Here is a 13,494-nt window from a genome sequence, read left to right on the forward strand (position 1 = left end):
TGGACGCCATCAACCTCCTCTGATGGACGGTTAGGTTCGGCCGGTTAACCGCAGAAACCGTGCCAACAGCGCGAAGCGGTATTTATCCACCTGTAAATAAAGGAGTTTCCTGGTGTCGCCCGCCGGGCATCGGCAGGAATGCAAACAATCGGACCGGTCGGAATTTCCCCCCGCCCGGTCAAATTTGCCGGGTGGCACCGCCGAGGGCGGTCGGGATTTCCTGGTTGAGGGGCCGCGAATGGGTGCGCCAACGGCTGGCCAAGCCCTCCCACCGACGCGGGGAATCCGGGCCGCCGGTCGACCCCGGCCATCGCCGTGGCGCTTTTTGCCGGGCGCCACACCACTCTTTGGTGAATTGACCGGCTGGGATTCCAGCTGGAAAACCGGGAGCGGGGCGGGTCTGGGTTGCCGCGCGCCCGCCCGCTTTCCTCATTGACCATGGCCCCGCGAACCGCGTAAACCCTAGCTCGCGATGGTTTCGGGGCGTAGCGCAGTCTGGTAGCGCGACGGTTTTGGGAACCGTAGGCCCCCGGTTCGAATCCGGGCGCCCCGACCATCGCCCGGACCGGCGCCGGATGGCAACGACCGGTTTCTTGAAGCCGCCTGTCGGCCGGGGTCGCCGGACGGCGGGCATCGGGTGTTTCGTTCAACCGGGGAACGTTCCAGAGATGCAGGTTCGTATCTATCAGCCGGCCAAGACGGCCATGCAGTCCGGCCGCGCCAAGACCCATTCATGGATGCTGGAATATGAACTGGCCACCGCCCGCCGGCCCGAACCGCTGATGGGCTGGACCAGTTCAGGCGACACCCTGAACCAGGTGAAGCTGACGTTCGACAGCGCCGACGAGGCCATCGCCTACGCCACGCGCAAGGGCTGGGCCTACGAGGTCATCACCCACAACGACCGCATCGTCCGGCCGAAGAACTACGCCGACAACTTCCGCACCGACCGCCCCCGCGTCGGCCGCTTCTGATCTCTTTGATATCGGGCGCCCCGGCCCTCGGGCCCGGGGGCCGCCTCGGGGCCCCATAGCTCAGCTGGATAGAGCAACCGCCTTCTAAGCGGTAGGTCGCAGGTTCGAGTCCTGCTGGGGTCGCCACCGCTCAGACCGCCTGTGTGGGAGGCAGCATAGTTTGGCCTTTTTCGGCCATAAGCTGCCTTAAATGGCACCATAGTTTGGTGAGGGTCTTGTGAAAAAGCCCACCGCAGGTTCTCTGCGGCGGGCTTTTTATCTTTTAACGCTATGATAACTTAGGGTCCTTCCGTCTTCAGACCGTGGCGATAGTTACCTAGCCAAGGCTCACGACGATCTTCCCTTTCGCGTCACCCGATTCCATGAGGCTGTGAGCCTCGCGAATATCGTCGAAGCCGAACACATGGGCCGGTGCCGCGCGATAGGCGCCTGAGGTCGCCTTATCGATGAGCGACTGGAACGGAACCTCCGATAGAGGAAATTCAGGGCCGCCCAAGACCAGGGCACTTGCAAAGACGCTCAGCCGCCGCCCGCTCGGGATGTTGAATACCGGCTGTAAGCTGAGTGGTTCTCCACCGCCCAGGAAGCCGATGAGGCATACCTCGCCGTCCCGCTTCAGCATGGCCAGCGAGTCCAGCACGGTCGAGTTCCCCACGATATCGAGGACGGCATCGACGCCGTCCTCGTATTCCCGACGCAGGGTGGTTGATAGTTCCGGCCCCTCGATCATGGCAGCGTGAGCGCCGGCGGCCTCGATCAGGCCTGTGCGCGCAAATCGCCGTGTCGTGCCGATTACTCGCGCGCCCAGGTCGGCGGCGATGTTAACCGCTGCCTGGCCGAGCGCCGAGGTTGCGCCGCGAACAACCAATGTCTGCCCGCGCTTGAGCTTCAGGATGCTGATGATCGCCGACCACGCCGTCGCGTAGGACTCCGGCAACGCCGCGAGATCTTCCCAGGACAGGTTGGTTTCGACCGCGGCGACGTTACTTACGGGAACAAGGGTAAGCTCGGCATAGCTGCCGTTCAGGCTTCGCCCCATCCCGCCGACGAGGCCGACGACGGTTTGACCCGGGCGGAATTGGCCCGATGGATCAGACCTGACGAGACCGGCGCACTCAATGCCACTGATCTCCGCAACCTCGCCCCATACCCCGCGCCGGAAGTAGATTTCCGCGTGGTTGAGGCCGAAGGCCTTGACCTCGATGAGGACATGACCGGCCCGCGCCACCGGATCGGGCCGCTCCTCGATCGCCAAAACCTCCGGCCCACCATATTGCTTGATCACGATCGCCTGCATGTCCCGGTCCTCCCTGTTCGCGAGTGACCACAAAGATAAAGCCGGGCTGCGCCAATAGATTTTACAAAGTTTCGCCCATGATTGTAGATTGAACCATGCCGCGCGCCATGACCTTAACCCAGCTTCGAGTGCTCGACGCCGTAGCGGCGGAGGGTTCTCTGCAGGCGGCGGCGGCGCGTCTCGGTCGCACCCATCCGACCTTGCACACCGCGATCGCCAACATCGAACGGGAGATCGGCTTCACCCTGTTCGACCGGAGCGGCTATAGGTTGACGCTCACCCCCGCAGGCGCCGCCTTCTTGGCCCGCGCCCAACGGGTGCTGGTCGAAGTGAACGGGCTGCTTGTCTATGCCGACCACGTGGCTGCGGGAGACGAGATCGAACTGACCGTCGTCATCGGCGACCTGACACCGTTGCCCCCCATGCTGGAGCTGTTGAAGGACTTCTTTGCGAGACACCCACAGACTCGCCTCAATCTGCGGTTCGAGACGCTATCGGCCCCTTGGGAGCTGCTCGAAAACGGCCGTGCCGATTTGATCCTGCATCACGTCGAACAGGGCGACACCCGCTTCGAAACCCTCCCGCTTCGCCGGGTCAAACTGATCCCCGTCGTGGCGCCGGGCTTCCTGACCTTTCCAGCCGAGGCGGCAACGGTCGAGCGCATGCGAGACTTCACTCAGTGCGTCATCCGCGACAGCGCGGTTATGCCCGCCGATCGGGAGTACTTCATGATCGACGGCGCGAGGACCTGTTCGGTAACCGACCAAATCATGAAGCGTGAGGTCATCCTGCAGGGCCTGGGCTGGGGACATATGCCCGATTACCTTGTGGCCGAGGATATTAAGAAAGGCCGACTTCAATCCATCGCGAACTCAGTGTTCCGAGGCGGCTCAGTCGACATCGTCGCAGCGCGCAAAGCTGGCAATATGCCGGGACCGGTTGCCGCCGCCTTGTGGAGCGCGATGGCCCAAGTGGATACGCCCGCATAGCCTGCGCGGCGGGTCTGGTCGTTTCCGACGGTGGCGGCGATGCCTCCCATGGCGCCCCCACAAGGCAGACGCGCGCCGGTCCATGCTTGCAAAAAGGCCGGCGACGGGGTTACTGAGAATGACTCGCACTTCTCAGCCGGGCCGCACCATGGTCAGACCGCATCACCTTCTCGCCGTCGCCTTCACGCTGCTGGGCTTGGCGATCGCCCTGCCTGCCCGGGCGGTGGAAGCGGCCCCAGCGCAAACCATCTGGCGGCTGCTGGACTATGTGGCGGTGGATTATGCCGGCGCCGTGGCCAACGGCCGGGTGACCAGCGAGAGCGAATATGCCGAACAGGCGGAGTTCGCGGCCAGCGCGCGGGAGCGGATGGCCGAGCTGCCGCCCACCCCCGTCCTGCCCCAGTTGCAGGCCCAGGCCGACGCGCTGAAGGCCGCCATCGCCGCCAAGGCGTCCCCGGTCGAGGTGGCGGGCCTGGCCCGCGCCCTGGGCCGGGATCTGCTGGCCGCCTATCCCGTGCCGCTGGCGCCGACCACCCCGCCGGGCCTGGCGCGGGGCCGGGCCCTTTACGCGGAGAACTGCGCCGCCTGCCATGGCGCCACCGGCCAGGGCGACGGCCCGGTGGGCGTCACGCTAGAACCGCGCCCCGTGGCCTTCAGCGACGCGGGGCGCGCACGGCAGCGCAGCGTCTTCGCCCTGGAACAGGTGATCGAGCAGGGGCTGGACGGCACGCCCATGGTCAGCTTCGCCCACCTGCCGGCCGACGACCGCTGGGCCCTGGCCTTCGTCGCCGGCAGCTTCGCCTTCACCCCCGGCGACATCCAGGCGGGCGAGGCGCTGTGGCGCGCGCGGCCGGACCTGCCCGCCCTGTTTCCCAATCTGGAGGCCCTCACCCAGACCTCGCAGGCCGCCCTGGAGGAAAAGGTGGGCGCCAGCGACGCCCAGGCGCTGCTGGCCTATCTGCGCACCCATCCCGACGCGGTCATGCCCAAGGCCAACGACAGCCTGGCCATCGCGCGCGCCAAGCTGGGCTTGGCCGTGAAGGCCTATGAGGCCGGCGACGCCAAGGCGGCGGGTGACCTGGCCCTGGCCGCCTACCTCGACGGGTTCGAGCCGGTGGAGCCCATCCTGAAGGCACGCGATGGCGGCCTGATGACCCGCGTGGAAAGTGCCATGGGCGCCTTCCGCGGCGTCATCAGCCAAGGCCGGCCGGCGGACGAGGTGCGCGCCCAGGCCCAGGCCATCACCGGCCTGCTGACCGAGGCGGAGCATGCGCTCTCGCCAGCCGCCGCCAGCGACGCCTCCACCTTCGTCGGCGCCTTCACCATCCTGCTGCGCGAAGGGCTGGAGGCCTTGCTGATCGTGGTGGCGATGATCGCCTTCCTGCGCAAGGCCGGGCGCGCGGATGTGCTGCGCCATGTCCACCTGGGCTGGACCACCGCCCTGGCTGCCGGCCTGGCGACGTGGGCCGCGGCGACCTACCTGGTGTCCATCAGCGGCGCCAGCCGGGAACTGACGGAGGGCCTGGGCTCGGTGTTCGCCGCCCTGGTGCTGCTGTCGGTGGGCGTGTGGATGCACGGCAAGTCCCAGGCCGGCGCCTGGCAGCTGTACATCAAGGAGAAGCTGTCCCACGCCCTGTCGCGGCAGTCGGCCTGGTTCCTGTTCCTGCTGACCTTCGTGGTGGTCTATCGCGAGGTGTTCGAGACCATCCTGTTCTACATGGCGCTGTGGGCGGAGGGGGCGCACATGGCCGTGCTGGCCGGCGCCGGGGCGGCCGTGCTGCTGCTGGCCGCCATCGCCTGGGGGCTGCTGCGCTACAGCCGCCGCCTGCCCATCGGCGCCTTCTTCGCCTGGAGTTCCGGGCTGATGGCCGTGCTGGCCGTGGTGCTGGCCGGCAAGGGCGTGAAGGCCCTGCAGGAGGCCGGCTGGCTGGACGTCATCCCCCTGGTCCATGTGCCCAGCGTGGAGATCGTGGGGCTGTTCCCCACGGCGCAAACCGTGGCGGCGCAAGCGGTCATGGCCGCCGCGCTCGCCGCCGGCTTCGCGTATAATGCCCTGCGGGCCGGCCGGAAAGCCTAAGGCTTTCCCCCTCAAGCGCCCGGCGGCGGGTTACGGCTTGGCCCCCTGGCGGGCCAGCCAGCGTCCCATCTGGTCGTGCAGGATGTCCATGGGCATGGGGCCGTCGTCCAGCAGGGCGTCGTGGAAGGCGCGGATGTCGAAGCGGGCGCCCAGCGCCTGCTCCGCCCGCCGCCGCTCCGCCAGGAACTTCAGCTCGCCCACCTTGTAGGCCAGGGCCTGGGCCGGCCAGGCGATGTAGCGCTGCGTCTCGCCCAGCACCACGCGTTCCGGCAGGGCGGTGTTGTCGCGCAGGCAGCTGGCGGCCTGATCGGCGCTCCACCCCTTCCAATGGATGCCCACGTCCATCATCAGGCGGCAGGCGCGCCACATGTCGAAGGACAGCCGGCCGAAACGTTCGTAGTCCGTGCGGTAGACGCCCATATCCTCGCCCAACTGTTCGGCATACAGCGCCCAGCCCTCGATGAAGGCGGTGGGTTCGTCCTTGCGGCGGAAGGCCGGCAGATCCGTGCGCTCCTGCCCCAGGGCGATCTGCAGGTGGTGGCCGGGCACGCCCTCATGCAGGATCCAGGACGGCAGGCCGAACAGCGGGTCGCCGAAGGATTTGGCACCCACCACCACGCGGCCGGGCACGCCCTTCACCGGGTCGCCCAGGTCATAGCCGCTGGACGAGCCCTCCTGCTCCGGCGGCTTCTGCCGGATGGTCCAGGTCAGGCGCGGCAGCTTGCCGAACCACAGGGGCAGCAGGCCGTCGATGCGCTTGCCGATCTCGCTGGCCTTTTCCACGTACGTTGCCAAATCCGGGGCGTAGAACTGTTTGTCCGTACGCAGCTTGGCGATGAACTCGGGCAATGTGCCGGTGAAGCCGGTGGCCCGCATCGCGGCCTCCATCTCCCCCCGGATGCGCGCCACCTCCCGCTCCCCCAGCGCGAACACGGCGTCGGGCGTCAAGTCGGTGGTGGTGGAGCGGCGCACCGCGTAGGCGTAGTACTCCCGCCCGCCGGGCAGGCTGCTGGCACCCAGCGTGTCGCGCGCATGGGGCACGTAGTCCTGCTCGAAGAAGGCCATCAGCTTCGCCTGCGCCGGCTTCACCGCCTGGGTCACCGCCGCCAGGGCGTCGGCGCGCAGGGCCGCTTGGCGATCGGCCGGAATGGTGGCCGGCAGCGCCCTCAGCGGCCCCAGCAGGGGGCTGGCCTCCGCCGACTGGTCAGCCGCGATCTTCAGGATGTTCAGGACCGAGGTGGCGGTGGGGCGCGGCTGGACGAAGCCGGTTTCCAGCCCGCGCCGCATGTTGGCGATCTGCTGGTCATAGTAGGCAGGCAAGGCCCGAAGGCGCGCGATCCAAGCCTGGGCGTCCGCCTCCGTCCGGATGACGGTGGTGGCGGCGGCGTAGTTGGCGGTGTTGAAGAAACCGTCACCGTTGTCGAAGGGGATGCGGTCCTCGTCGAACCTGGCCCCCTCCACCAGCACGCCCAGACGCCAGTCCAGCAGGCGGCGGGTCAGCGCCTCCTCGCCATCGGGGGCCGAGGGCGGCAGCCTGTCCAGGCGGGCTTTCAGCACGGCATAGCCCTGGGCGCGGCGGTCAGCGGCGGCCTTGCCGACATCGGGCCAGCCGGGGCCGTCGTCGCCGTCCGTCTGGCGCGCCAGCCCCTCGTACTCCGCGATGACCGCGTCGACGCCGCTGGTTGGTTTCGCCATCGGGGCGGCGGGTTTGGCCCAGGCGGAGGAAGCGACGGAAGACACCGCCACCATGGTGAATGCCAGCGCGACCGCGGTACGGTTCATCATCGCCCCCCTGCTGCCCGTCGTATCCCATCAGGGTTGATGATAGGATATTATATGTCAAATATTTTATCCAATATAGCCGAAGCCCGCCAGGGCGGAGCCCTCCAACTCGTATAAGTGCCGTGGCCCCAACCCTTCCACGCCACCACCCCAGAGTCGCCACAATGCCGGTGCAGGTAAAGGCCGACACGGGATTGGGCGCGAGATGGGGAAACCGCCCTTGAAGCCCGCCTTTCCCGCGTCGTCCAGCCCCGATGAGGAAGAGATGCGCCTGACCCTCCGTGCCCTGGCCCTGGGCGCCGCGCTGGCCGGTTCCGGCCTGGTGTCGGCCCAGGCCTCCCCACCCCCGGCCAACCAGGCGGCGGGCGCGACCAGCACCCGCATTCCCGACAGCGCGGCGGAGGGGGAGGCCAACCGCCAGACGGTGCTGGCCTTCTACGACGCCTTCTTCAACAAGCACGACCTGTCCGCCGCCGACCGCTACGTCGCCCAGGACTGCCGGCAGCACACCCCCGGCCTGGCCGACGGGCGCCGCGCCCTGCAGGACGCCTACGCCGCGTTCTTCCAGCATCATCCCGATGCCAAGGTGGATGTGGTCCGCAGCATCGCCCAGGGAGACCTGGTGGCGCTGCACGTGCACGCCATTCCCAGCCCGGGCGACCAGGGCCAGGCGGTGGTGGACATCTTCCGGGTGCTGGACGGCAAGGTGGTGGAGCACTGGTCCGTCAGCCAGCCGGTGCCGGCCGGCGCCCCCGACGGCAGGGACGTGTTCTAGGTGTTCAATCCCGGAATCTGATGGTGCATCATCGATCCTTGGTCGTCAGGAGGAGGATGTCCTATGGGAAGCGTTCTTCACGGCAGCGCCCGCACAACGCCGTGTCTTCGAGCCGGGGCCCGACGGGCTGCACCAAGGCGGTCGCTTCGTCGAGCGGTATGATGACGGCGGATGCCATGAGGTCGGGCGCATCCTGGCGTGGGAACCGGGGCGGCGGTTGATGTTCAGCTGGCGCGGCACCAACTACTCCCCAGGAGAGGCGACGGAGGTGGAGGTCCTTTTCATTTCCTCCCCCGGGCCTGACGGCGACCACACCCGGGTGCGGGTGGAGCATCGCGGCTGGCAGGCCCTGCCGCCCGACCATCCCGCCCGCCACGGCCTGGACGACCTGCCCTTCCTGAACCGCCAGGGCGGCTGGTGGCGGACGCGGTTGGACAGCCTGGCGCACACCATGGCCGGAAGCGTTGTTTCATGAGTCCCGACAACCAGCGACCCAAGCATTCCCCCGGCCTGACCCAGCCTGGCCTGACTGGCGTGCCGGAGACCATGCTGTGGACCCTGCACAACCGCGCGGCGGAGGCCATGCGCCCCAACGGCCGCTTCCATGACCCGGAGGCGGTGCGCATCTACCAGGCCCTGGCCTATGATTTCGAGAGGCATTTCGGCCGGGCCGACGGCTCGCACGCCGCGCGCGCCGCCGCCATCGACGCCCTGCTGCGCGCCTGGCTGGACCAGCATCCGGAGGGCACCGTCGTCTCGCTGGGCGAAGGGCTGGAGACCCAGCGCCACCGCGTGGACAATGGGCGCCTGAGCTGGCTGACGGTGGATTTGCCGGAGGGCATCGCGTTGCGGGACCACTTCCTGCCGCCCTCCGACACCCGCACGCGCCATCTGGCGGCCGACGCCCGCGATCCGGCCTGGATGGACGCGGTGACGGGCGACGGTCCCGTGCACCTCGTGGCCCAGGGCCTGTTCATGTATCTGGCCGAAGCGGACGTGCGCCGGCTGGTGGCCACCCTGGCCCAGCGCTTCCCCGGCGGGCAACTGGTGTTCGACACCGTGCCGGCCTGGCTGTCGCGCTTGACCCTGCGCGGCCTGCACCGCACGCCGCATTACCGCATCCCGCCCATGCCCTGGGGCATCGACGCCGATGCCGTGGTCCCCACCCTGCGCGGCTGGTCGCCCCAGGTGGCGGTGGTGGAGACGCTGGACTACCGCATGCCGCGCGGCCTGCCCCGCCTGGTGGACACGCTGTTCCGGCTGACACCCGCCCTGCGCCACAAGCTGCCCGGCCTGGTGCGGGTGGAATTTGAGGGTTAGCTCGCGGTCGCCGAGGCGGCGTCCGCCTCCGGCTTGCGCCAGGTCCTAGGCCCCAGCACCAGCAGGTTGCCCGCCACCGCCAGCGCCAGGCCGATGAAGGCCGCCGCCGACCAGTGATAGCCCTCGAAAACGGTGGAGATGATCAGCGCCAGGATGGGGATCATGACGGCAATGTAGCCGGCGCGGTCCGCCCCGATGCGGCCGATCAGGGAGAAGTACGCCAGAAAAGCGATGACCGAGCCGAAAAGGGCCAGGTAGCCCAAGGACGCGGCGTAGCTGAGGCTGGCCGGAAAGCTAAAGACGGCACCCCGGGCCAGGGCCACGCCCACCATCAGCACGGCGCCGAAGGCCATGCTCCACGCCGTGGCCGGCAGCAGGGGAACGCCCAGCTTGGCGCCGCGCTGCACGCAGATGCTGCCCAGCGAGGCACTGACGTTGCTGAGCATGACCAGGGCCAGGCCCACCGCTGCCTTGCCCGTCAGGCCGTCCACCTGAAGTTCCGGCAGGAACAGCAGGACGACGCCGGTCATGCCGATCAGCCCGCCCAGCAGCACCAGGGGACGTATGGGCTGGCGCAGGAAGAGGCGGGCGTTCAGCACGTTCATGAGACTGAGCGCCGAGCCCGCCACCGCCACCAGGCCGGACGGCAGCCGCTCGGTCGCCAGGTAGACCAGAAGGTAGTTGGTGGAGAAGGTGAAGGCGCCGACCAGCGCCACCTGCCGCCAGGCGTGCCGGGGCGGGATCACCTTCTGCCCCCGCGCCACCAGCCAGCCCATGAGCAGCACGGCCGCCAAGCCGAAGCGGTACGCCACCGACACGGCCGGATCCACGGCCCCCAGCTGGAACTCGATCACGTACCAGGTCGATCCCCAGATGAGGACGGCGGTCAGGTAAAGGCCCAGGATGGGGGACATGGTGGCGACCCGATGAACGGCTGCGGCGCCGGCATCGCCGACGCGGGGCGCAACGGTAGAGCGCGGGGCGCCTCCGGCCAATCCGTTTCTTGTGCCGGTGACATTTTTGAGGATACCTCTGGACCCCCTACCCGTCTTCACGAAGGCCCGGTCCGTGGACGCCCCCATCCAGCCCGTCGATCTCGCCAAAGCCTACCGCCTGCTGAACCACGGCCCCACCGTGCTGGTCTCCGCCCACCATGCCGGGACGGACAACGTCATGGCCGCCGCCTGGGCCTGCCCGCTGGACTTCAGCCCGCCCAAGGTCACCGTGGTGCTGGACAAGGCGACGGCCACCCGCGTCCTGGTCGAGGGCAGCGGCGCCTTCGCCCTGCAGGTGCCGACGCGGGCGCAGGTGCGCCTGACCCAAGGCGTGGGCGGCGAAAGCCTGGCCGACACCCCCGACAAGCTGGCCCGCCACGGGGTGGAGCTGTTCCGCATCGAGGGGCACGTCCCGCCCCTGGTCGCCGGTTGTGCCGCCTGGTTGTCCTGCCGCGTCATCCCCGAGCCGCACATCCAGCGGACCTACGATCTGTTCATCGCCGAGGTGGTGGCCGCCTGGGCCGACGCCCGTATCTTCAAGGATGGGCACTGGATGTATGAGGCGGCCGACCCCGCCTGGCGCAGCCTGCACCACGTGGCCGGCGGCCATTTCTACACCATCGGCGATCCCGTCAGCGGCTGAGCCCTGCGCCGGCGGGATGGCTTAACCATTACCCTTTGCGAAAAATTCAAAGGCGATCCCCCAGTCGTTAGCGACCTGTTCATCTTCACGGGCGTAAAAATAACGTCATGAGCCGCAACGCGCTGCTTCCCGCCACAATCCTTCCACAATAAAGGACGATGGTTTGGGAAGTTTAGGAGTAGGGATCATGACCGCCGTGTTCAATAAAGATCGCCTGGTCACTTTAAGCTTGTGGGTGGTGCTGCTGAGCATCGCCTGGTCACTACCGGTGATCAGTTACATGCGTTCGGAACACGAACGCGCCCTGGTCAAGGCCGGCCACTACTACAAGCCCGCTTTTCCGGCCGAGTTCTACGTGAATCAGCAATCTTCCGGCACGGCGACCCCGCGCTAAGTATTCCTTGGCCTTCCGCTTCCTCTTCCACTTTTCCACCAGGTCGCGCGTACTACCAATCAACACGTGCTCCGCCGGAAATGATCCGCCCCGGGGCGATCGCCACCAGGCCATCGATGCGGCGCCCTGATTCCACCGTGCGGTCGAACAGGTTCTCCGCAGTGGCGAAAACCGCCAGATAATCCGATATCCGCCAGGTGCCCGACAGGTCCACCGTGACCGTCGGCGCCAACGACCGGGTGTTCAACCCATCCTCATACTGCTGGCCGCTGGCCTTCAGCCGCAGCGCCGTGGTGAACGCGGCGGACGGGGTCCACGTCAGATCCGCCGTGCCGGTGTGCAGCGGGCTCTGCGCCAGCCGCTTGCCCACCAGGGCCACGAAGCCGTCGGCGCGCAACACGGTCGACCGGCTCCACAGATAGCCCAGGCCCGCGTCCAGCGTGGGGTCCAGCGCCCAGGTCGCCCGCATCTCCACCCCGTCGGCCCGCACCCGGTCCAGGTTGCGGCGCTGGGCGAAGGTGCCGCCGGCCGGCACCACCACGCCGAAGCCCGGCACCGTCCCCGGCTTGGTGGTGATCAGCACATTGTCCACGGCGTCGGTGACGCCGTCGTGATACGCGGTCAGGCTGACGGTGGGGCCTTTTTCGGGCGCCCAGGTCATCCCGGCCTCCGCCCCCACCATGCGCTCCGGCTTCAGCCGGGCGTTGGCCTCGATGATGTCGTTGCCCACGCGATAGGGGCGATACAGCTCATTGATGGTGGGCAGGCGGAAGCCGGTGTAGGCGGCCGCACGCAGGGTCCAATCCGACAGGGGCCGCCAATCAACGCCCAACCGCGCCGTGGGCAAGGCGCCGCCCCGGTCGTCGTAGTGGTCGTCGCGCGTCAGGGCGCCCGTCTGAACGGAGCGCTCCACCCGGTGGCCATCCCCCGTGCTCCAGCCATCCAGGCGCACGCCGCCATGCAGGTCGACGGTCTGCGCCAGCGGCCAGGTCTGCTCGGCATAGACGCCGCCCACGATCTGATCGCCGCCGGCGTCGCGGTCGCGCTGGAACACCCCGGCCACGGGCTGGAAACGCTCATGCGTCGCCCCTTCCGCCCAGCGCAGGTCGGCGCCCAGCACCGTGCGGCGTCCGCCGCCCTCCTCCACCGTGGTGGACAGCGACCCGCCGGCGGCGGTGGCCGGCACGCGGTACTGGTCCAGGGCCGGCGTCTCAGCCGTGCGCGTGGCGTTGACGGAGGAGAACCTGTTCTTGAAGACATAGCGGCGCAGGTACAGCGTGCCGTGCCAGGGAAGGCCCAGGGGACCGTCGGCCTCGCTCAGGCGCAGGCTGCCCTCCAGCGCGTCGGTGCCGTTCTCCTGCAGGGGCGTGCCGTTGCCGCGGTGCTCATGGAAGGCGGAGAGGGTGCCGGCCAGGGCCAGCGACGGCGTCCCCGCGCGCCTTCACATCCACCCAGGCGTCGTCCCAGCCGGCTTGGGTGTCGATGGGGCCGCGCTGGTCGGACCGCACCAGATAGCTGCCGTCGCCGCGGCTGGCATGCGCCAGGATGGAAACGCCACCGGCGGAGGCGCCGGCCGTGCCCTCCGCCAGGCCATTGCTGCCGGCCCGGACCTCCCCGCCCTCCAGCGGCTTGGTGGTGATGCGGATGACGCCGTCCAGGGCCTGGTTGCCCCAGGGGCCGGCGCCGCTGCCCTCCGTCACCGCCACACTGGCGACGGCGGCGGTGGGCAGGCGGCTCCAGTACACCCAGCCGCCGAAGGGGTCGTTGATCGGGATGTCGTCCACCAGCACCAGGGTGCGCCCGGCACCGTTGGGTCCCAGGGCGCGCAGCGAAATGCCCTGCGATGTGGGGTGGGCGCTGGTACTGCCCGTCCGGCGAAACAGGGAGAAGCCGGGCACGCTACGCAGCGCCTCATCCAGCCGCCGCTCGGGTGCCGCGTCCAGCCAGGTGCCGTCCAACTGCAAGGTGCCGTAGATGCGCTCGGTGGCGGCGTCGGGCGGCACGCGGCCGGTGACGATGATGGTGGGCAGCTGGTCCACATCCCCCGCCCCCCAAGCAGCCGCCGGCAACAATGCCGCCGCCAGCGCGATCCCCGCCCGCCTCATGACGATTTACTCCCCGCATTGCCCCCATGTCCGGGGCTCGACGGCTTAAATGCCGCCCGGGGCCCTGTCAAATCCCGATGGGGGGCGCGGGCCCCTTGACTTCCCCCCACCGGATGGCGTCCAAAAACGCCATGGCACCCTAC

General features: G+C 68.6%; 13 protein-coding genes and 2 tRNA genes. 10 read left to right on the forward strand and 5 right to left on the reverse strand.

Going from position 1 to position 13,494, the window contains the following annotated elements:
• Positions 1-479 precede the first annotated feature (479 nt).
• The 3 genes from UAA55_RS10075 (at position 480) to UAA55_RS10085 (ending at position 1,100) form a co-directional block, all read left to right on the forward strand.
• Positions 480-556 (forward strand) — tRNA-Pro (locus tag UAA55_RS10075).
• Between the two features lie 112 nt (positions 557-668).
• Positions 669-974: an ETC complex I subunit gene (locus UAA55_RS10080; protein WP_322952562.1), complete on the forward strand. Its 306-nt coding sequence runs from the start codon at positions 669-671 to the stop codon at positions 972-974.
• A gap of 49 nt (positions 975-1,023) precedes the next feature.
• Positions 1,024-1,100, forward strand: a tRNA-Arg gene (locus UAA55_RS10085).
• 190 nt (positions 1,101-1,290) lie between these two features.
• Here the strand turns inward: UAA55_RS10085 and UAA55_RS10090 are convergent.
• Positions 1,291-2,271 carry a zinc-binding dehydrogenase gene (locus tag UAA55_RS10090; RefSeq protein ID WP_322952563.1) on the reverse strand — a complete coding sequence of 327 codons (981 nt, stop codon included), beginning with the start codon at positions 2,269-2,271 and terminating at the stop codon, positions 1,291-1,293.
• Positions 2,272-2,366: 95 nt separating this feature from the next.
• On the opposite strand from UAA55_RS10090, the gene UAA55_RS10095 reads away from it, so the two are divergent.
• Entirely contained in the window at positions 2,367-3,260 is an 894-nt protein-coding gene (locus UAA55_RS10095) for a LysR family transcriptional regulator (protein ID WP_322952564.1), read from the forward strand.
• A gap of 118 nt (positions 3,261-3,378) precedes the next feature.
• A complete protein-coding gene (locus UAA55_RS10100; RefSeq protein ID WP_322952565.1) occupies positions 3,379-5,337 on the forward strand; it encodes an FTR1 family protein in 1,959 nt (652 codons plus the stop codon).
• Positions 5,338-5,367: 30 nt separating this feature from the next.
• Here UAA55_RS10100 and UAA55_RS10105 read toward each other — a convergent pair whose 3' ends face one another.
• Positions 5,368-7,122: a DUF885 domain-containing protein gene (locus tag UAA55_RS10105; protein WP_322952566.1), complete on the reverse strand. Its 1,755-nt coding sequence runs from the start codon at positions 7,120-7,122 to the stop codon at positions 5,368-5,370.
• A 217-nt stretch (positions 7,123-7,339) separates the two neighbouring features.
• Here UAA55_RS10105 and UAA55_RS10110 point away from each other — a divergent pair, with 217 nt between their 5' ends.
• The 3 genes from UAA55_RS10110 (at position 7,340) to UAA55_RS10120 (ending at position 9,214) form a co-directional block, all read left to right on the forward strand.
• The gene (locus UAA55_RS10110) at positions 7,340-7,894 is read left to right on the forward strand and encodes a nuclear transport factor 2 family protein (RefSeq protein ID WP_322952567.1); all 555 of its coding nucleotides are present in this window, start codon (positions 7,340-7,342) and stop codon (positions 7,892-7,894) included.
• Between the two features lie 127 nt (positions 7,895-8,021).
• Positions 8,022-8,369: an SRPBCC domain-containing protein gene (locus UAA55_RS10115; protein WP_322954438.1), complete on the forward strand. Its 348-nt coding sequence runs from the start codon at positions 8,022-8,024 to the stop codon at positions 8,367-8,369.
• Positions 8,366-9,214 carry a class I SAM-dependent methyltransferase gene (locus UAA55_RS10120; RefSeq protein ID WP_322952568.1) on the forward strand — a complete coding sequence of 283 codons (849 nt, stop codon included), beginning with the start codon at positions 8,366-8,368 and terminating at the stop codon, positions 9,212-9,214. The genes UAA55_RS10115 and UAA55_RS10120 overlap by 4 nt, the downstream gene beginning before the upstream one ends.
• Here the strand turns inward: UAA55_RS10120 and UAA55_RS10125 are convergent.
• Complete coding sequence (locus tag UAA55_RS10125) at positions 9,211-10,128, reverse strand: DMT family transporter (protein WP_322952569.1); 918 nt, start codon at positions 10,126-10,128, stop codon at positions 9,211-9,213. The genes UAA55_RS10120 and UAA55_RS10125 overlap by 4 nt on opposite strands.
• A 154-nt stretch (positions 10,129-10,282) precedes the next feature.
• Here UAA55_RS10125 and UAA55_RS10130 point away from each other — a divergent pair, with 154 nt between their 5' ends.
• Positions 10,283-10,852: a flavin reductase family protein gene (locus tag UAA55_RS10130; RefSeq protein ID WP_322952570.1), complete on the forward strand. Its 570-nt coding sequence runs from the start codon at positions 10,283-10,285 to the stop codon at positions 10,850-10,852.
• 187 nt (positions 10,853-11,039) lie between these two features.
• Positions 11,040-11,246 carry a hypothetical protein gene (locus UAA55_RS10135; RefSeq protein ID WP_322952571.1) on the forward strand — a complete coding sequence of 69 codons (207 nt, stop codon included), beginning with the start codon at positions 11,040-11,042 and terminating at the stop codon, positions 11,244-11,246.
• 52 nt (positions 11,247-11,298) lie between these two features.
• Here the strand turns inward: UAA55_RS10135 and UAA55_RS10140 are convergent, their stop codons facing one another.
• Together UAA55_RS10140 and UAA55_RS10145 are read right to left on the reverse strand one after the other, a co-directional pair.
• Positions 11,299-12,666 carry a TonB-dependent receptor gene (locus UAA55_RS10140; protein ID WP_322954439.1) on the reverse strand — a complete coding sequence of 456 codons (1,368 nt, stop codon included), beginning with the start codon at positions 12,664-12,666 and terminating at the stop codon, positions 11,299-11,301.
• A complete protein-coding gene (locus UAA55_RS10145; protein ID WP_322952572.1) occupies positions 12,632-13,351 on the reverse strand; it encodes a TonB-dependent receptor plug domain-containing protein in 720 nt (239 codons plus the stop codon). The genes UAA55_RS10140 and UAA55_RS10145 overlap by 35 nt, the downstream gene beginning before the upstream one ends.
• Positions 13,352-13,494: the final 143 nt, after the last annotated feature.

The sequence above is a fragment of the Nitrospirillum guanabarense genome, from assembly GCF_034653355.1.
Classification (GTDB): domain Bacteria; phylum Pseudomonadota; class Alphaproteobacteria; order Azospirillales; family Azospirillaceae; genus Nitrospirillum.

Coding starts and splice junctions, on each gene's coding strand:
- UAA55_RS10080 (WP_322952562.1), top strand. CDS start 669: ATGCAGGTTCGTATCTATCAGCCGGCCAAGACGGCCATGCAGTCCGGC.
- UAA55_RS10090 (WP_322952563.1), bottom strand. CDS start 2,271: ATGCAGGCGATCGTGATCAAGCAATATGGTGGGCCGGAGGTTTTGGCG.
- UAA55_RS10095 (WP_322952564.1), top strand. CDS start 2,367: ATGCCGCGCGCCATGACCTTAACCCAGCTTCGAGTGCTCGACGCCGTA.
- UAA55_RS10100 (WP_322952565.1), top strand. CDS start 3,379: ATGACTCGCACTTCTCAGCCGGGCCGCACCATGGTCAGACCGCATCAC.
- UAA55_RS10105 (WP_322952566.1), bottom strand. CDS start 7,122: ATGATGAACCGTACCGCGGTCGCGCTGGCATTCACCATGGTGGCGGTG.
- UAA55_RS10120 (WP_322952568.1), top strand. CDS start 8,366: ATGAGTCCCGACAACCAGCGACCCAAGCATTCCCCCGGCCTGACCCAG.
- UAA55_RS10125 (WP_322952569.1), bottom strand. CDS start 10,128: ATGTCCCCCATCCTGGGCCTTTACCTGACCGCCGTCCTCATCTGGGGA.
- UAA55_RS10135 (WP_322952571.1), top strand. CDS start 11,040: ATGACCGCCGTGTTCAATAAAGATCGCCTGGTCACTTTAAGCTTGTGG.
- UAA55_RS10145 (WP_322952572.1), bottom strand. CDS start 13,351: ATGAGGCGGGCGGGGATCGCGCTGGCGGCGGCATTGTTGCCGGCGGCT.